This window comes from Mucilaginibacter terrae (assembly GCF_031951985.1).
GTDB classification, from domain to species: Bacteria; Bacteroidota; Bacteroidia; order Sphingobacteriales; family Sphingobacteriaceae; genus Mucilaginibacter; species Mucilaginibacter terrae_A.
This window is the reverse complement of the sequence record NZ_JAVLVU010000001.1, coordinates 4,193,112-4,212,849: the sequence shown is the minus strand read 5'-3', so window position 1 is coordinate 4,212,849 and position 19,738 is coordinate 4,193,112. Positions and strand designations below refer to the sequence as shown.

The 19,738-nt window shown below is 44.8% G+C and carries 11 protein-coding genes; all 11 read right to left on the bottom strand.

All coding sequences use genetic code 11. The annotated features are described in order from the left end of the window. Position 1 precedes the first annotated feature (1 nt). The 11 genes from QE417_RS17980 to QE417_RS17930 all read right to left on the bottom strand — a co-directional run bounded on the left by QE417_RS17980 (position 2) and on the right by QE417_RS17930 (position 19,733). Positions 2-3,316, bottom strand: coding sequence for a SusC/RagA family TonB-linked outer membrane protein (locus QE417_RS17980; protein WP_311951947.1), 3,315 nt, complete (start codon positions 3,314-3,316; stop codon positions 2-4). Positions 3,317-3,480: 164 nt separating this feature from the next. Next, positions 3,481-4,176 (bottom strand): DUF3826 domain-containing protein, encoded by a 696-nt coding sequence (locus QE417_RS17975; RefSeq protein ID WP_311951946.1) that lies wholly within the window; start codon positions 4,174-4,176, stop codon positions 3,481-3,483. Between the two features lie 12 nt (positions 4,177-4,188). After that, positions 4,189-5,817 carry a fucose isomerase gene (locus QE417_RS17970; RefSeq protein ID WP_311951944.1) on the bottom strand — a complete coding sequence of 543 codons (1,629 nt, stop codon included), beginning with the start codon at positions 5,815-5,817 and terminating at the stop codon, positions 4,189-4,191. 472 nt (positions 5,818-6,289) lie between these two features. Continuing rightward, positions 6,290-7,240, bottom strand: a complete 951-nt coding sequence (locus QE417_RS17965; protein ID WP_311951941.1) for a dihydrodipicolinate synthase family protein — start codon at positions 7,238-7,240, stop codon at positions 6,290-6,292. 31 nt (positions 7,241-7,271) lie between these two features. Next, entirely contained in the window at positions 7,272-8,342 is a 1,071-nt protein-coding gene (locus QE417_RS17960; protein WP_311951939.1) for a sodium:solute symporter family transporter, read from the bottom strand. Then, positions 8,290-8,850 (bottom strand): sodium:solute symporter family transporter, encoded by a 561-nt coding sequence (locus QE417_RS17955; protein ID WP_311951937.1) that lies wholly within the window; start codon positions 8,848-8,850, stop codon positions 8,290-8,292. Before QE417_RS17955 ends, QE417_RS17960 begins: the two co-directional genes overlap by 53 nt. A gap of 252 nt (positions 8,851-9,102) precedes the next feature. Continuing rightward, on the bottom strand, positions 9,103-10,323 hold the full coding sequence (locus QE417_RS17950) for a DUF4982 domain-containing protein (protein WP_311951935.1): 1,221 nt from the start codon (positions 10,321-10,323) through the stop codon (positions 9,103-9,105). Then, entirely contained in the window at positions 10,295-11,506 is a 1,212-nt protein-coding gene (locus QE417_RS17945) for a sugar-binding domain-containing protein (RefSeq protein ID WP_311951934.1), read from the bottom strand. Before QE417_RS17945 ends, QE417_RS17950 begins: the two co-directional genes overlap by 29 nt. A gap of 341 nt (positions 11,507-11,847) precedes the next feature. Then, entirely contained in the window at positions 11,848-12,975 is a 1,128-nt protein-coding gene (locus QE417_RS17940) for a glycosylase (RefSeq protein ID WP_311951933.1), read from the bottom strand. Between the two features lie 209 nt (positions 12,976-13,184). Then, positions 13,185-15,998: a family 78 glycoside hydrolase catalytic domain gene (locus QE417_RS17935; RefSeq protein ID WP_311951931.1), complete on the bottom strand. Its 2,814-nt coding sequence runs from the start codon at positions 15,996-15,998 to the stop codon at positions 13,185-13,187. A gap of 6 nt (positions 15,999-16,004) precedes the next feature. Beyond that, positions 16,005-19,733, bottom strand: coding sequence for a malectin domain-containing carbohydrate-binding protein (locus tag QE417_RS17930; RefSeq protein WP_311951929.1), 3,729 nt, complete (start codon positions 19,731-19,733; stop codon positions 16,005-16,007). Between the last annotated feature and the right edge of the window lie 5 nt (positions 19,734-19,738).

Here is a 19,738-nt window from a genome sequence, read left to right as displayed (position 1 = left end):
TTTATAAACCAAGGTTTAAACCAAATGATACAGTTCTCAAAGTAGGATAGGTATATAATCCGGTTTGCAGATCACGGTAGCCGTCGGGGAAAGGATTGATAAACTGGATAGGGTTGGTTGCAGTTGCATAAATTCTTACACTATTAAATCCAACTTTACGAGACCAGTTAGATGGCATAGCGAAGTTAAGTGTTGCGTTGGTAACATTGAATGACGATGCACGAACTAACCAAAAATCGCTGGTAACATCATACGTGGCTAAGTAACCTGGTGCCGGGAACTTGGCACTGGTGTTAGTTGGCGTCCAGTGATCAGCCCAGTAAACCGGACGGTTATCATAAATTGAAGCACCGCTACTTGATTGGTTAAATGGCTTTTTACCATCAATGTTTGTCCAGCCACCCCATGATGCGCCCATGATTACGTTAAGCGTTACCGGACCATAACCTGCACCAAAGTTTAAACCTAAGCTGTAGTGGTTAGATTGTTTTTTAGTTAAGTATTTCTGGTCGGAAAAACCCTCTGTAATTACACCGTCACCATTCAAGTCTTCATAGTTGATCATACCAGGCATAATACGTTGGCCTAATATTTTCACGTTGGCAGCACCACCTGCTGCTGCTGCGCGAGAGGCAATAATAGCGTTGGCTTCTTCCTGTGTACGAATGATACCTAATGATTTATAACCTAAAACACCAGGATCACTTGATTTACCGGTTAAGTCCTGAATAGTTCCGATGTTACCAGATGAAACATCAATTTTGATATTCTTGTTATCATTCCAGGCAAAGAACGGACTAAAGCTGTAAGAAAACTTGCCTTTAGAATCTCTCCAGCCTACCTGTATCTCATAACCGAACATGTTAACTTTTGAATAATTTTCGGTAGGTACGCTGGCACCTATTGTAGCAGGAACAGAAGATGATAAGCTGGTTAATAAATCATAACCATAGTTGTAAAAATATTCAGCAGTTACATTTAAACGATTTTTTAAGAACTGCATATCTACACCATAGTTGGTTTTAAATACATGATCCCATACCACTCCTGCGTTTGGAATAGAAAGGTTTGATCTGATAGCTATGGTTCGTGCATCATTACCATTGAATACTGCACCACCGCTGCTACCAGTACCCAGGTTATAGTTTGCAATAAATTGGTATGGCCTTGTATTATCGGTACCTGTTAAACCTACCGATGTACGGAATTTTAACATATCCATCCATTTAACATTGCTTTTAAAGAAGGGCTCTTCAGAAACAACCCAGCCTAATGAAGCTGCCGGGAAACTACCCCAATTATTACCAGGTGCAAAACGTGAGCTACCATCGGCCCTATATACTAATTGCACTAAGTATTTATCAGCATATGAGTAATTCAATCGTGAAATTACCGATTGAAAACCGAACTGGCTTATTTGGCTTGACTGAGTTGATGTTTGGGCACCTGTAGTAAAGGTTTGATATGGTAATGCACCGGCTATCACCCCCTCTGACATTGCTGCAACGCCTTCAGAGTTTGACTCACGTTGTTCGTAAAGTAATAATGCAGATATGCTATGTTTACCAAAGGTACGGCTGTAGTTTAAGCCGGCATCTAACTGATAGTTATCAGCAAAAACCGGGTTTAAACGTACCCTGTCACCATTCGAAATGTTGTAAGTGTTTAATAAAGCTCCGCCTGGTATATGTTTGTTTGTACCGGTACCTGCGTATTTATAGTACTGGAAAGTTGTACCAAACTGCTTACCTAAAGTATTATTAATATTTTTATTTAAGGTAGCAGTGGCGGTTAAACCTTTAACACCCGGAATTTCGTAAGTAATTTTACCTAAAAGGTTTGTAACAAAGCTTTTGCTATCGGTAAAGTTATCAGTATTACGAATATGGAAGTAGTTGATATTATCAATACCACCTGTGTTGGAAGCCCCTAAAACTACCGGGTTACCATTAATAAAATACTCTTGCCATGGCTGGATATTCTGCAACGTAGCAACGTCGTTGTCCAAACTCTCCGAAGTACTGTTCAATTTATAAAAGTAACTTTTTGAGTAACCTACATCTGTACTTATAGATACTGATGTGGTTAATCCTTTGGCTGGCTTAGCTTCAATATTAGCCCTTAAGCCATACTTATTAGAGTTAATACCTTCAAAGTTCGACCCTTGTTTTACATAGTCGCCACCAAGAAAATAAGTAATTTTATCAGTACCACCACTAATACTTAGTGCTTCGCGCAGTACTACAGCATTTTTAAATGCTTCTTTTAAATAGTTATGACTATTGTTGGCGTAATAAGCTAACTCATCAGGTGTGTACCAGTCGGCAAAACGAGTATTATCAGTAGTACTTGTTCCGTTACCAAAATAAGTTCCGTTAGTAACCGTAAAACCTGGTCTAACTAAAAAACCATCAGCATTGTAGTAATTTGTTTGGAAAGATGGATCTGTAAGGTAAGAGTTGCTACCAGATATTGTGGTAATTGCAGCACGACCTTGATTGTAATCGTTGTTAAATGTTGCCAACTGCAATGAGTTCATCATTTTAGGCAACATGGTAGCGTTTGAAATACCCACCGAGCTACTGAAGTTTACTTTAGGAGCACCTTGCTTACCTCTTTTAGTACGCACTAAAATTACACCATTAGCACCCGAAATACCGTAAATAGCAGCCTCAGCATCTTTCATGATACTAATACTTTCGATAAGTACAGGATCAAGCAAATCAAAATCAGCCTGTGTTCTAATAACGTCATCAATTACAAACAACGGATTAGTACCTTGGCCACCGTCTTTGGCAAATGCAACAGGATTACGAATAGTAATGGTAGCTGATTGGCCCGGACGTTGTGTACCTCCCGAAACGCTTAAGCCCGGAGCAGTACCTCTTAACAAAGCACTGGCATTAAGCGCGGGTACATCTTCAACCTTTCTAATATCAACGTTTGATACCGCACCTGTTAAGGTAGCTTTGCGCTGGGTACCGTAACCAACCACAACAACATCTTCGAGGTTTTCGGTTGATGGCATCAATTTAACATCAAAGTTATTTTCACCAACACGCAGCGTACGCTCCTGATAAGCATAGCCTACATATTTAACGGTAAGCACTACGTTTTGAAGGTTGGTAACTTTAATGGAGTATTTACCATTAACATCTGTTTGAGCTGCGGTAGAACCTCCTTTTACCTGAATGGTTACGCCTACAAGCGGCTCATTTTTATCGCTTACAACTGTACCGGTAATGGTACGAGTTTGTGCATATGCCATGGTAACAGCACAAAAGCATAACGATAAGAAAAGTAGAATTTTCTTCATCTTTTTAATTTAGTATAGTTCACAAATTGGGTTTTATTAAAAATTGGGGATGTGTGGAGTGTTATAGTATTTTTTTATTCATGTAATTAGCTTTTATTGTGATAACTTAATTATATAGTATATACAATGAGCATAGGGCTTAAGGCCCCATGCTCAAATGCCTTTTAGTTGTTGCTTTGCTGCTTGTTTTTTTCTTCTTTCACACGGGCAAGCCACGCAGCTTCTTCCTTCTTCATGTCGATGCCGGCTGCAGACAGGTAATTATTTACACGTCCTTTGTATTTACCAAACCAGGCATGCTTTTTTTCAGATGATTCGGCATCCATAGAATGCTCACGCGCTTCGGTAAGCCAGGCCAGTATTTGCGTTCTTTGCTCGGTGGTAAGGTTTGGTAACATGGCGTTGTAAGCTGTCATGGTTACATTAAGCACATTGTAAGTCATGCCGTCTTTAACCGCGTTTACCTGTTCGGCTGTTAAACCGGCTTTGGTTAAACGGCTCAGATATTGCGGATGCAGTTTGTCAATTTTAGCAGTGGTTTCTTCCTCAAGCTTTTTTAACTGCGTAGCTGCGGCTTCTTTATTATCACCGGTTTCGGCTTTAATTGCAGCCTTACGGTTATCACGGAATACGTAGATATCATTCAGGTCCTGGTACTGCTTGGCAACAACCTTGGTTACCTCCAGCGCTTTAGCCGAATCGGTTAAATTAAGTCCCTTTACAATTTTGGCCGAACGTTCAAAAACCACTTTACGGTAAGCAATCTCTTTTTCGGCAGCACTCGTTCCGTCTTGTGCCATAACAGCAGTAAAGCTCATTAGCATTATTACTGATAGTACGGCATAAATCACTCTTCTCATTATCGTTACTAATTAGTTATTTGAAAATTTAACGTCGCCACAAAAGTGTACTTGCAAACCCATCGCGCTCAATGCAGCTGCCTTTATACGGCAGGCCTGGTGTGCTTTGCTTTCATTAGTGGCGTAAACTACCTGTATATGGTTGGCCTTGTGACGTGCCATTAACTCATCTCGCGATACGCCTTTTAACGTAGCGTTCATAATAGGCCATTGTGGTGTAGTCAGGTTCCAGCGGCGATGGGTTTCAGCATCAGGCAACAAAACAGATTCGCCTACGCCTAAATCGCAATGCAGCTCATTGTTCATCACATAAACACGGCTCCAAACCAAATACCCCGGCTTGCTGATGCCTTTTAAGCTACCACCACCCAAACGGAAGTACATAGCCGGCTGCCTATCACTCGAGGCACCTTTATAACCATCAATAAAATGGGCCGGAGGAGCTGCTCCTGAGATTAAAAACACCCATACAAAATCATCGATACCATCACCTTTAAAGTGTTCGCCCCAACGTATATCATGTAAGGTGGTTTCGCCAGGCATACCCAGTTCTTTCCATAAATGGTAAGTTACCAGGGCATCTAAACCGGCACACTCATCTACCTCGTTAAAATGAGGTAATGCGTCACCAGCGTAAAGCTCACGTCCGTCGGTTGATTTAACCGGAGGCCGATCCTGATTATTTAACAGACCTTCTACCAAATCGCTGGCAGCGGTAAGGTCTTTTAAGCCTTGCTGGTATTGTATACCTATCGTATCGCAGCCAAACTCGTCGGCCAGGCGCAGGGCGGCAACATACATTTTGCATTGCTCCAGTGTTTGCACTTCGGTAAGTTCAGTTTCGGGATTGGTACCCCAGCTAAATTGCATACCTTTTTGCAGCAACCAGTTCAATACCTCACGGGCTTCTTCATCCTTAACCTGCAACATGGCAGCATAAAGGGTAGACTGGCTCAAACGTTCTTTAAATAAACCGGTAGCGTGTAACAAGTCATCCGGAATAATGGCGTTGAACATGCCCATACAGCCTTCATCAAACACGCCCATAATGGCTTTATTGCTTTTAAGCTTTTGCCCAAAGTTACGGCCGGCGGTTCCGTCTTCTTTAGGAAGATCAACCTCGTTGTAACTTTTTACGTGGTTTTGGCTATGCTCTATATTTCCGGTTTGCAACCACTCCTGTAGTTTTTGGGTAAAAAAGGCATCGGTAAAATCTTCGCTCCAAAGGGTGCTGTAATTAACACCGGCTTTGGTTAATGATCCATTAAGATTAAGCATACCAACCAAACCTGGCCAGGTGCCATCCCAATTGGCCAAAGTTAAAATGGGCCCTTTATGAGTGGTTAAACCGGCTAAAACGTGATGGGTATATTGCCAAACACTTTCGGCAATTATAATGGGTTGGTTTGTATCAATATTGCGGAAAACCTCGATACCCATTTTCTGAGAATCGATAAAACCATGTTGCTTGGTTTCGTTGTAAGCATGAGCACGTTTAGCTGTCCAGCCCTGCTTTTCGATGGCAGCGGTTAACAAGCGCTCCATCTCAGCCTGAGCTGCCCAGCAATTTTGGTTGGCCGACAGGCGAAGATCACCGCTGGCTACTAATAAAACTTGTTGTGTAGTGCTTGTATTTAACATATTATCGATAAAACACCAATTTGTAAATATATCATCATACTTACGGTTACTCACCTTGCTTATAAACAGTTACCTCAGCCGCGCACCTTAGTGTACCAACTACACAAAAAACTGATTATTAGCTATTTGAATAGGTTTAAAGTATTGGTTTATGAATTATATTAGCTTTTACGAACTGGTTAGATTACAAATATCCAATATCGTAAAAACAGTTTTTTAACACTTCTTATCAATTTATTGTATGATATTGACATTGAATTCCAGCAAAATAAGACCGTTTAAAGCAATGTTACAGCCAGTTACATTTTATAGAATATTGTTAATATTCGTTTTTATAATAAGCTCATAAATAATTGAATTGTATATAAAGAAATAGTTAATCATTTAGCACAATTGGTACAAATTTGATAAATCGAAAATTCTTACAGACTCAAAAACGACTTAATAAAATGATCAAACCTGAAACTCTTGATCAAATGCTACTTTTCAATTCCAAATGCTGTTGCAAGCCCATGTAATCATCGTATAATGTATCAACCTGCTGCTTAATCTGGGGAGTAAAAACACCAACATCGCGACGGGTAAAATCGGTAATATTAACACCCCGCTTTTGAAGATAATATTTTGCAACCTTTGGATACACGTTGTGCATTACATCCATATTGCTGATAAAAAATTGTTGTACACGATCAACCTCAGCCGCTAACGCCTCATTGTTGTAATTATCGCATAACCATACAATCAGTTCAGGGAAATAATTACCCTGTATACACGATAAACCAGCCGAGCCTGCTTTTAATGAATCGACGGCATGCGCCATGTAGGCATCGTACAAACCAAAGTTAGGGTTGCTCTCCGTGGCTTTCAGTTTTGCCTTAATCTGCTCAATATCTAAACAGGTATCCTTATGGTAAGTTACCCGGCCGGTTGCCACAAATTGCTCTAACTGTTTTGGTGATATCAATCTTTTATAAGGCACGGGGCACTCGTAAAACCCCAACGATACATTGCCGGTTAACTGCATCAGTTCCTCTACCCTGCCGTTAAACCCTTCGTCGCTTTCGTTTTCATCGGCCAACAAACCTGTTACGCCTATCACGGCCTGTACACCAGTATCGGCTACGCGGTTTACAAATCCGGCTTGTTTGGCTATTGGGCCGCCAAAGGTGCCGGTTGCTACTACAGGTACACTACCGTTTGTTACTTTTAGCACATGCTCAATAAGTTGTATACGTTCTGCTTCATCCAGTTCAAACATCTCGCTCGAGAGGCAATTGGCAAACAAGCCTGCCGCACCGGCTTCGAGATAAAATTCGGTTAAGCCGGTTAGGGCATTAAAATCTATCTTACCTGTTTCAGTAAATGGGGTAACCATTACCGGGATAAAACCTTTTTTGGCTGATGTTGAATTATTGGTAGTCATTATAGTATAAGGGAACAAATAGATAAATGAATTAATGATTTGCAGCCGCTGTTTGAGCAGCCTTATTTTGTTTGATGCGGGTGAGTATAATACCTGTTAAAAAGATAACCAGCGTACCAATAACAATTACCATGTTTTGGTGCAACACGTTGCGCAGCATGCCATAACTGGCCGGCAAAAGCGGCGAAAGCGTCATCCACAAAATAACGATGATACCGATAATGATGGCAACAATAGCCTCATGGTTACGGGTTTGCTTACTGATGATACCCAGCAAAAACAGGCCCAGCATACCCCCGGCAAATATGCCCGATAGTTGCCACCATACATCGAGTACGCTTTTTACGCCTATCATGGCTATACCTGCGGCTACACCAGCAACACCTGCCACAACAGTAGCTGTATGCAGCAAGTTCATGTTTTGTTTCTGGCTAATATTTGATTTGAAGTAGCGCTTGTAAATATCTTCGGCAAACACCGTGGCCGAGGCATTCATACCTGAACTAATGGTGCTCATGGCGGCCGATAAGATGGCTGAAACTATTAACCCTACCAAGCCCGCTGGTATTTTGGTAACCATAAAGTTGGGCATCACCTTATCGCCATAATCTTCGGGTTTTAATAATGAAGCCATTTGGGCGATATCGACAGCCGATGCTCCGGGCAAACGCTCTGTTGCCACCTGATGACGAATAGCTTCGGTAAGCTCTGGATTAACCTGGTAGTAAGCATACAAAGCCGAACCAATAACACAAAACAATAACGAGGCCGGAACATACAGCCAAACGCATAACCAAATTGATTTTGCGGCTTGTTTGGATGATGTTGCCGTATGATAACGCTGCACATAATTTTGGTCCATACCAAAATTATTGAGGTTGATAAAAAAGCCGTACAACAGCACCACCCAAAAGGTGGAGGTAGTAAAATCGGGCGCGAGGCTGCCCAAACTAAACTTGCTATCAGCGTTACCTATTTCAACCATTTTACTTACGCCGCCCGGCATATTGGTAATAATAATATAGAGGATGAGCAACGCACCAAAGGTTTTAATAATCCCTTGTACCACCTCGGTCCATATCACGGCTTTCGATGCCCCCAAGAACGGTATAGATGATGATACAGATGCCCATGGTGATGATGATCATCTTCATACTAAAACCGGTAAGCGCCTGCAAACTCAATGCTATACCGAAAAATATTGAACCCATACGCGCCAATTGTGTAAGCAAAAAGCAAATTACAGCATAAGTACGTGCCCAGGCACCAAAACGGTGCTCAAGATGGGTGTAAGCCGAAACCTCGCCCGTATTACGGTAAAAAGGCACAAAGTATTTAACTGCAAACCAGGCCGCCAGCGGCATAGAAAGGCTGAACACAAAAGCGTTCCAGTTGGTGCCGAAGGTTTTGCCCGGCACGCCCAAAAAAGTATTGCTGCTTAAAAAAGTAGCATATATTGATATACCCAAGGCCCAACCAGGTATGGTGCCCGATGCTTTGGTAAACTGTTCGGCACTTTTGTTTTTGCGCGAAAAGTAAAAGCCAACCAGCAACATGGCCAACAGGTATATAGCAATAACACCAAGATCGAGAGCCGGTAAGCTTTTCATCTATATAAAAACTGATAATTGGGTTTAATTGGTCGGCATGGCTGAGAACGCCATTGCCTTGCAAGCAAAACTATCGGATAGATAATACGTTACCCTATATCATCTTCGCCACCTATTGTAACATATTATCTTAACCAGTTATAGCCTCCCCAAAAGGGAGGGCTTTAAAAAATTGCAGGGCTAAATTCTTAAAAAAGTCACATGCTAAAAAGAGCCCTTCCGCCTAAGGCGGAGAGGGTTGGGTGGGGTTAATTACTTCACTTTTATAGTCACCGTAGCGGGCATTAAACCTTCAGCACGAGCGGTAAAGGTTACTAAACCCGGGCTTTTGCTTGCTTGTACAATAGCTAAACAAAGCCCATGAAAAGCCTTACGTTGTGGTTCCTTAAATGATTCCATACTTGCCTGCGCGCCATTATCCACCCCAGCTAAAGTGCCTTTGCCTTTAATGGTAAAGTTCACTAGATTGTCAGCATCGGGCAACACATTACCGGCGGCATCTAAAATGCGCACTGTTATAAAAGATAGGTCTTTACCGTCAGATTTAATAAGCTTACGGTCGGCAATCAGTTCAATTTTGGCAGGTTTACCTGCGGTACGCTTTTCTTCGGTTAACACCACTTTACCGTCTTTACGTGATACCGCTTTGAGCACACCCGGTTCAAAAGGTACTTTCCAAACTACGTGCAGGTCTTCACCCTGTTTGCTACGGGTGCCTAAGGAGCGGCCGTTCAGAAACAGCTCTACTTCGTCGGCATTATTGTAATACGCCCATACATCTACCGTTTTGCCGGTTTCCCAGTTCCAATGGGGTAAAAGGTGAAGCACCGGCTTATCGGTCCACTCGCTTTGGTACATATAGTACACATCTTTAGGGAAACCCGCTAAATCAATAATACCATAATACGAACTACGGGCAGGCCATGGGTAAGGTACCGGTTCGCCAATAAAGTCAAAACCCGACCATACAAATTCGCCCGATAGGTAGTCATATTTTTTTATCAGCTTCCAGGTTTCCTCATGGGTAGATCCCCAATAGGCAGCCACATTATCGTACGCAGGCACGGCAAATTGGTCGTTACCCTGCGTAAAGTTGGCTTTAGAACTGGTAGGCCAGTGGCGGGTGCTATCGGTAGGGGTATCATAATATCCGCGGGTAGCATAGCCCGAAATGGTTTCGGCCGCTACAAATTTTTCGCCGGGATAATTCTTAGGGAAATCGGCATAAGTTTCGGGGTGATAGTTGAAGCCCAAAATATCCAGCGCACCCGATTTATACAGGAAATTTTTCTTGCCATCGGCCTCGCTCAATGCCGTAGTTACGGGACGGGTATTATCTAAGTCCTTTACAATTTTAACCAGTTCGCGGGTGATGGTAATTCCTGTGCTGTCAAACTGTTCGCGTATCTCATTACCAATACTCCACATCATAACCGATGGGTGGTTACGGTCGCGCTTGATCTGGTCTTCCAAATCGCGCCTTGTGCCATGCGGGGAAATACTGGTAATAATCCTGCTTGTTCTTCTTTTTGGCCCACATATCAAAGGCTTCATCCATCACAATAAAGCCCATACGGTCGCACAAACCAAGATACTCCGGCGCAGGTGGATTGTGTGAGGTGCGGATAGCATTACAACCCATGGCTTTCAAAATCTCCAGCTGGCGCTCCATAGCACGCACGTTTACAGCCGCGCCTAACGCACCTAAATCATGGTGCATACAAACACCCTTTATTTTCATGCGCTCACCATTGAGCGAAAAGCCCTTATCTGCATCAAAATTAAAGCTGCGGATGCCTATTGGCGTAACGTACTTATCTATAACCTGCTTACCCGAAAGCACCTGAAAAACCACTTTGTACAAATAAGGGTTATCAACCGACCATAATTTAGGCTGACCTACTATGATATTTTGATTGATGGTAGCCAGACTGTCGTTACCATCTAAAGCAGTGGTAATAGAGTTAACCAGCTGCCCCGATTGCGTAAGTACCGAAGCCTTTAAATGTAATCCTTTTTGCTTAACCACTACCTGCGTTTGCATGTGCACAATAGCATTAGCCGCATTAACCTGTGCAGTTACAAACGTTCCCCACTGCGGTATGTATGATTTTGAGGTAGTGGTTAACCACACATTGCGGTAAATACCCGACCCGCTATACCAGCGCGAATTAGGCTGTGCCGAATTATCTACCTTAACGGCTATAACATTTTTTTGCGCACCATAATTTAAATAAGGCGTTAAATCATACTGAAACGAGATATACCCGTTAGGCCGCTTACCCAGCGAATGCCCGTTTATCCAAACTTCACTGTTGCAATACACACCGTCAAAATCAATAAAAACATTCTTGCCCTGCGCAGTTTGCGGTACGGTGAACGTTTTGCGGTACCAGCCTATGCCGGCTGGCAAACCACCTCCGGCCTGCCCGGTCGGGTTCTTTTCGTCAAACTTTCCCTCAATGCTCCAGTCATGCGGAACAGTAAGTTGCCGCCATTCGCTATCATTATAATCAGCATATTTAGCGTTATTTTCGTCACCTAAATAAAACCGCCAGTTGCTGTTGAAGCTTTCTACCTTACGTCCGGTTTGGGCATACGCCACAGCCAGGCTAAACATTAATACTGCTAATACACTTAAAAACTTTAACCGCATGGAGTAATATTTTTTTATTTACACGTCATTGCGAGGAACGAAGCAATCGCTGCGTAGGCGTCACTATGCTAAGTTCAGAGATTGCTTCGTTCCTCGCAATGACGGTTTTGTTTCTAATTAACTCTATAACCAATATGGGCGTTGCCTCCGGCCCGGGCTATCCGCTGCAAGTCCTCACTTCGCTATGCTGCGTTCCGGGCTTTACGCTACTATCCCTAACGCAAACTGCACCTCTCGCAGTATTTCACCACCTGTCATTCCGACGTTAGGAGGAATCCTATGCGTTATATTAATCGCTTGCTATCGTTCGAGATGACAGGTTTCTATATCTGTAGAAACCCTTAATTCTTCTTCGCTTTCGGCGGCGGGGGAGCAATAAAGTTCAATTTACTCTTGCCCATATCTTTTGAGGTAGCTACCGCAATACCACGCTGATCGGCCTTATTTACTGCGCAATAGTAGTGGTAAATCACACCTTTCCATTTTATTACGCATGATTTATGCGCAAACATATCGTCATACAGCTCGCTTGATTTGATTAGGTCGTCACCTTTCCATTCGGTCCAGTTTTCCAGGTCGTATGAGCAGGCAAAACGGTTGAACGCGCCTCCCTTGTCTTTCCAAAATGCCCCGAAATAGAACATTACCCAAACATCGCCAATTTTTTGCAGGTATGGGTCGCCGGTTATGCCAATGTTATGGTCTAATAGCGGGTTGTTCTTGTAACGCGTCCAGGTTTTTAAATCGTCCGAAAAAGCCATGCCTATACGCTCGGCACCACGCTTTTTGTTCACGCTGTCGCCGTTGGCATTGTAATACATAATGAAAGGATGCCCCAACGATTTCTTTTTATCCCAAAGCACCGTTTCCTTATACATGGTGTGGTTATCCCACCACTGCACATTGCTGTCGGTAGACATGAGCACTGGTTTTGGCAAACGGCTCCACTCGTGTACCACGGCGGGGTCCTTTTCGGTGTAAGCCATATTGATTGATAACAGACCTTTTTCATAACCGGTGCTGTTTCCACCAAAGTACGACATCCAGTACTTATTATCATACTTTTGAAGTTCGTAGCTGCCACCCCATTTAGGATCTTGTAGGCCTACGTAGCCCGCTTTTTGGTTGCTGTCCCAATCGGTAGTATCGGTAAAAGAGAGGATGCGGCCGGTGGTTTTCCAGTTCAATAAGTCGGTACTGTGAGCCAACCAGGTTTCGTAACCACGGCCGTCGAAAATAATGTAGCTCATGTACCACTGCCCATTTTTACGGAACACGGTTGGGCAATCCATTTTCTTGCTGTTCTCCACTGGAACCAGCGCCAGTCCATATTTGTGCGGCGTTTTTATCTTTTCGTAAATGTCGTTCATTACGCTTTCGGGCACTTCCTTTTTTGCCTTTTGCGCCAAAAGTGTAGCAGCTGCAAAAAATAACAAACTCAGCACTAAACCTATTTTTTTATATTTCATCTCGTACTTTTTATCTCTGAAAATCATGAAAAAATCGAAAATAATCTCTTTTTCTTCTTAATTACTCCTCTGTTCAATCAGGTATTTAATTAAATGTATTGAACAGTGTTTATACACTCGCCTACATAGTTGTCTGTGAGGACACAGACAACGGCGGGGCAATCTCTTCCCTATCTCCCTCCCTACCGGGGATGGTCGGGGTGGGGCACTTACCTCGCCTCAAACCTATAAACTCCCGAACCCACTTTTACTATAGCCTTACCCTTCTCATACGCTGAAGCCTGCACAACGTTACCGTTCATGCTCAGCTTTGCAGTTTTGGCAACCGGTAGGTAAACCGTTGCCCGGCTGTTGGCGGGTATCTCTACATCCAGCACAAAAGTGCCGTTCTTTTTCTCCCATTTAGTGCTGATGGTACCGTAAGGCGACTGCGTTTTGGCTTGCGCCGATGTTACATCACCCACTGGTTCGGGCCTTATGTCGATAGCCCTGAAACCAACACCATTGACATTATCAGGCTGTTTAATGCCACCCAGACCGCTGTAAAACCATTCCATAATGTGGCCCAGCATCAGGTGATTGTTTGACACACCAGGCAGCGCCTGCCATGATTCGGTTAACGCAGTAGCACCCTTGGCCAACTGATAGCCATAACCCGGTACATCTGAGCGGTTGTTCATGTCAAATATCACGTCCGAACGGCCGGCATCATCAAGTACCCGGAGCAGGTAACGGTAACCAATATCGCCCGCGGTGAGTGTATTATTGTGATCTTTTATCTCCTGTACAATATTGGCAATTACGGCTTCCTTGTCTTTAGCGTCCACCAAACTAAAGTATACCGCCATGGCATTGGCCGTTTGGCTGCCGGTGCCGTATTGCTTGGTTTGCGGGTTAAAGAATTTTTGGTTGAAGGCTTTGCGCACCTCAACAGCCAGTTTTTCATATTTAACGGCATCGGCAGGTTTGCCCAGCATGCGGGCTATCTGGCTAATGATGTTCAGGTCGTAATAATAAATAGCCGTTGCTGTGATGCCCTGTGGGGTGTTTTGCGATAATCCTGGCGATTTTGGACCGATGTCGAACCAATCGCCCAAACCCTGGCTCAGTATATTTTCTTTGGCCATACCTGCCAGGTAAGTGAGATAACGCTGCATCATACTGTAGCTATCGGCCAGTACTTTTTTATCGCCGTACCATTGGTAAACGTACCAGGGCATGATAATGGAATTACTCCCCCACTCGGGCGAATCGCGGAAAATGCCGCCAAAATTGGTAAACTCCGGTGCAATTTCGGGCACCAGGCCTTCGGCTGTTTGAGATACCTGCATATCGTTAATACACTTGCGGCTCAAATTAGAAATATCATAAATATAGCGTATTGAACCACCCACCAAGTGCGCTTCCTCCAGCCATCCCAGCTTTTCGCGGTGCGGGCAATCGGTAAACACGCTGGCCATATTGCTCTTTATCGCCCAGTCTATCAGCGCAAAAGTTTTATTAAACAACTCGTTGGAGCAAGAAAACTCACCCACAATTGGCGCAGCATTACGCGTGTGCAAACTCTTCAACCCGCTTATCACAGGCAGTTTGTGCAGATTTGTCTCCCCCGGTGCAACGGCATTTTCTACCTGAATATACCTGAAACCATAGTAGGTAAAACGCGGCTGCCAAACTTCTTCGCCATCGCCTTTCAACACGTAATCATAATAATGCGGGTTACCCGAACCTTTTTGGTTTATCGTTCCCTCGGCAGCCAGCAACTCGGCAGGATAAACGCGCACGGTATCGCCTTTTTTGCCTTTTACCTTCAATTCAAAAATACCCGAGAGGTTCTGCCCAAAATCATACAAATACCGGCTGCGCATTACCTGCTGCTTAATGGTACTGTCTTTAGGTTTGCTATACTGACCGGTAACGCCCTCGCCCAAATTCTTGATGCTTTTGGCGGTGAATTGCTCAAACACTTTCAGCGGCTCGGCAACCTGTGCATCTAAATTGGGGATGCCATCAACAACGATAGCCTTTTTCCAGGCCGCATCGTTAAAGCCGGGTTTGTTCCATCCCTTCTGCTCCAGGTTAGCGTTGTAATCTTCGCCGCCGTAAATGCTGGTATAGGTAATTGGACCTGGTGCGGTTTTCCAGCTTGGGTCGCTTATTACGCTTTCGGTAGTACCGTCGGTATATTCGGTTACCAGGCGGCATATCATTTTAGGATAGCCGTATGCCCCAGTCATTTTGCGGTAACGCACATCGCGCGGAATAAAAAAGAAACCGTTGCCCAGCATTACCCCTATGGCATTTTCGCCTTGCTTGAGTTGTTTGGTTACATCAAGCGCCACGTACAGGGCTTGCTTATCATAGCCCGTCCATCCCGGGTCGAGGAAATGGTCGCCGGTTTTGGTACCGTTTACGCTCAGCTCAAAATGGCCTAAGCCGCTTATGTATAGGGTAGCCTTTTTAACGGGCTTTTTAATCGAAACTGTTTTGCGCAGCAAGGGCAGCACATCATTGGCTAAGCCTAACTTTTTGGGGCCGCGTAAGTGAATAAGCGGGGTAATGTGCGATGAGTCGGGGAGTTTATCATAGGCTATCCACTGCGCGCCTTTCCAGTCGGCTTTGGTTAACAGGCCCATTTGCCATTCGGCAGGTTTGCTCCATCCTGAGGTGTGTTGCTGGTTATCCCAAACCATCACCTTCCAATAATAAGTTTTGGCCGCCTGCAGGGGCTTGCCCTGGTATAGTACCTGTATAGATGCCGACGAACTTACCTTTTTCGAATCCCAAATGTTGCCTGTGTTTTTGGCCAATGCTTCGGCATTATCGGCCACCAGTACCCGGTACGAGGTTTGGAGAATATTATGCCCGCTGCTTTGCAACTGCCAGCTCAATTTTGGCGATGCAGCCTCCACACCCTGCGGTGCGGCTTTGTACTCGCATTGCAGGTTGTTTACCTTTAGCGCCTGCGCAAATACCTGCAAAGGCAACAGTAAAAATGCGATATATAATTTTTTGTTTACCATGGTTAATTATTGCATTTCAACGCCCGAAAGATTAAGGTCTTTAGCATCAACACCCGTTATTACTACCCGGTAATTACCCGCATTTATGCTGGTACCCGTGCTGGTAGCATGCGTGCCCGATTTTCCTTTTTTAACAATGCCAAAGGTAATGTCCTCTTCTTTCATTACGGTGCCATCCTCGGCCAGCAGCTTCATTTTGCCAGTGAGGGGCTTATCGGTAAAGTTGTAGTATTTAATGCGGAGGGCATACACATCGCCCACACCCGGGGTAATGGCAAAAGTTGCAACTCCGCCCGCTTGCTGCGTAAAGCGGACAACCTTACGGCCGCTCAGCGTATCTTTAACGGCGCCGTTGCCTTGTGCTAAAGCATCATCGGCACGGTAGGTGATGGTTTTGCGGAGATCGGTTGCGGGTGCAAGTGTAACGTTAGGTAACACCGCAACCATGTACATTTGCGTACCAACATTGGCTCCCAAAGTAACGGTTTCACCCTTTTTATAAGCTTTGCGGTAAAGATTAAGCGTTGCGCCATTGGCCGCATCCGTTTGTATTTTTAAGCCGCTTACTTCATAACCTTTCAACCATTCGGGGCGATTGCCTGCAACGGCGTTCATGCCTACATACACGGTTCCATCCTCATTCATGTTAAAATTAGCCGAACCTGACGTAGCCGATGTTTGCAGCCATTCGGCCCCAAATAAAGTAGGCGGTAACTCGTGAACAATAACATTTGCATTGCCGGCATAAAGCTTATCGCCCACATCCAGCCATGATTTGGCCGACCAGTTAGCCGGAGCTTTCAGGCTGGCAATAATTCCTTCATTTGAAACCTGCGGTACATTCACTTGCTGATTAGGCGTACTGATGGCAATTGCCGAAATAATGGCCTCACCCGCAGCAGCATTCGGAAAACTGATAATCAGCCTACCGCCGGTAACCTGTGCGGTAACTGTTTTTTTGAGGGCTTGATTAACACCTGCTTCTTTCCAGATGTCAAGGTTACTGATGACCGTTTTGCCGTTCAGCGCCACATCAAACAAACGCCAGCCAGTACAATCCATACCACCGCCTATACCGTACCATGGTTCGTTAAAATAAAGTTCTACCTGGTATTTACCATCGGGCAGTGGGAACTCGTATTTGAGCTTATCCATCCCGTAACGGAAGGTTTGGAACAATGCGCCATCAGCAGTGCCTTTGATGGCATCGAACGTGCGTTGCTGACTGGCGAAGAAATCCGGCATTCCCTCAAAATCATCCGTCCACGAGGTTGAACCCCATGTTTTTGGGTTTGATTGATGCTTGTCGGCCAACCAGATATTGCCGTTGCTGTCCTTGTATTCTGCTCCGCCACAGTTTACGCGGTAGAGATATTTTTTACCCGATGCAGGTTTGGTGATACTGGTTGTCTGTTGTGAGTTATCTGTTGTCAGCTTTTTTAAATTCCGTGCTTTAGGCAGATGATTAAGCACAATGTAATCCTCGGCCACAACTTTACCGTTCACATAGCCAACGGCATAAAGCATATTGTACTGAATATTGGCGCCATCCCACTGAAAATGCGTACCTGTTTTTCCGCGTTTGCGTTTGCCAAGAGATACCGTTTTTACATCGTTGAACAGCTCCACCTCATCGCAGTTAGAGTACACGCTGATGCTGTCTTTTTTGCCGGGTTTGAGCCAGCGGTTAGGCCACGTGTGCGACACGATGTACACCATCGGCTCCTTATCTTTTGGCGCATAGTTGGAGCGGAACATATAAAATGCGTCCAACGGTTGCCCCCAAGGGGTAAACAGCCCTTTGTAGTTGATGGGACCAACTCTATCCAGTTCGCGCAAGCCCTCGCCGCCTTGTATACGGCCGGGGTTTTCGTGCGAGTAAAATATCCAGTGATAATGTCCTGCCACCTCGTTTTTAACCGAATCGGCCAGGCGCACTTTAGTTTCCATCATCTGTGCCATGCGGTCTTCGCTTAACGGACCAGTAGCTATAAATGGCCCTTCGGTATGCAGTTCGAGGCTGCGCCATGCGCCGTATTCGCCTACCAAAACCTGTCGTTTCAGGTCTTCGCCATAAGTGAGCGGGTTGCCACCATAGGTGCCGGTCCAGTTTTGCGGCACGTCCCAATCGGTACCCTTACCACCGTTGCAGGTAGTTACCTTGCGTTGCGATGATGCGGTATGATCGAGCGAGCGGATGAGTTCGGTACACTCACGGGCAAAGGCCTCGGGCAGTTTGCTCTCGTTCTCCAAACCCCACAGCATAGCCGACGGGCTATTCCTGCGCTCCTTTATCCAATCGACAATCAAGGCCTTATAATTCTCCTTAAACTCGGGCATATCATACCAAATATGAGCCGAAAACTGCGGCCACCAAATGGTACCCTGTTTATCCCAATATTTTTGATACTCGAGGTTGTGCGGCTGGTGCGCATCGCGGAAACCATTGAAACCCGAGGCATTCAATTGCATTACGCGCGCTTTAATTTCTTCGTTGCTGAAGGCATGACTCTTGCCCATCAAATGCTCGTACTCACCCACACCATTGATGAACACCGGTTTGCCGTTGATGTAAAAGCGGTTATCGCCATTAACGCCCATACCCCATTTTATCCAACGGATGCCATACGGGGTTTGCACTTCATCAATCACCTTTCCGTTTTTGATGATCTGCGTGTACAGGGTGTACAGGTACGGATCTTTATCCGACCATAAGTGTACGTTTTTTATATCCTTAAAATCCTGTTTAAGGGTTTGTTCTTTTGCAGATGATAGGTTGACCGTCGATTGCGCCAAGGCAACCTGTTTGCCCGAGGCATCGGTTAAGCGATTAATAATTTGTACCGATGCGGCCTTGATGCCATAATTTTTCAGCTCCGTTTCGAGATGCAGGGTCGCCGATTTTTCGGTAACCGTAGTATCGTTCCATACATATACCCCAAAAGGCTGGATGCGCACCGGGTTGGTAGCGATCAAATGCACCGGGCGAAAAATGCCCATTGGCTGCGAACCTTCCGAAAAGCCAACCTCATCCGAACAGCCACCACAAACCCAGGGTAGGTTTTGAATATTGGCTGGATGATCGGCTTTAACAGCGAGTAAGTTTGGCTGATTCAGTTTAATAGTATTAGTTACATCGAGCGTAAAAGTTGTGCGCCCCCCTGCATGATAGCCTACTTTTTTACCATTAAGGTAAACCGTAGCGTATGAACTTACCCCTTCAAACCATAAAAAATAACGCTGACCGGCCTTCAATTGCTTTGCCGTAAATGTTTTGCGGTACCACGAATAGCCGTGGCGGTTGCCGTGTTTTAAACGGCGATAGCCTTCGTAACCATCCCAGTTGTGGGGTACGGTTACGGATTTCCAGTTGGTTGTTTTATAGGCCGATTGCTCGAAGCCGGTGTAGGCATCTGCTTTTGTATCATGTGCTACGGTTTGCCAGCCGTTGTTGAGGAGAATATCCTGACGGGGATTGGTTTGGGCGGAGGCAATAATGCTTACTTGGATTAGCGCGACGAAGGACACACCCCTGACAACCGCCAGCAAGTAACGTTGGGGTTGTGCTATCCCCTCTCGAGAGGGGAAACTTAGGGTTGTGTTTTTAGCAGCTACTACATATTTGAGCACCCGAACTATCATCTGTACAAAACGCACCGGCAGTAGTTTCCCCTTTGGAGAGGGGACTTGCAGGGCATTAGTTTTTGCACTGAATTGAGTTAAGGGGTGTGTCATGAACG

Coding starts and splice junctions, on each gene's coding strand:
- QE417_RS17980 (WP_311951947.1), bottom strand. CDS start 3,316: ATGAAGAAAATTCTACTTTTCTTATCGTTATGCTTTTGTGCTGTTACC.
- QE417_RS17975 (WP_311951946.1), bottom strand. CDS start 4,176: ATGAGAAGAGTGATTTATGCCGTACTATCAGTAATAATGCTAATGAGC.
- QE417_RS17970 (WP_311951944.1), bottom strand. CDS start 5,817: ATGTTAAATACAAGCACTACACAACAAGTTTTATTAGTAGCCAGCGGT.
- QE417_RS17965 (WP_311951941.1), bottom strand. CDS start 7,240: ATGACTACCAATAATTCAACATCAGCCAAAAAAGGTTTTATCCCGGTA.
- QE417_RS17955 (WP_311951937.1), bottom strand. CDS start 8,850: ATGAAAAGCTTACCGGCTCTCGATCTTGGTGTTATTGCTATATACCTG.
- QE417_RS17945 (WP_311951934.1), bottom strand. CDS start 11,506: ATGCGGTTAAAGTTTTTAAGTGTATTAGCAGTATTAATGTTTAGCCTG.
- QE417_RS17940 (WP_311951933.1), bottom strand. CDS start 12,975: ATGAAATATAAAAAAATAGGTTTAGTGCTGAGTTTGTTATTTTTTGCA.
- QE417_RS17935 (WP_311951931.1), bottom strand. CDS start 15,998: ATGGTAAACAAAAAATTATATATCGCATTTTTACTGTTGCCTTTGCAG.
- QE417_RS17930 (WP_311951929.1), bottom strand. CDS start 19,733: ATGACACACCCCTTAACTCAATTCAGTGCAAAAACTAATGCCCTGCAA.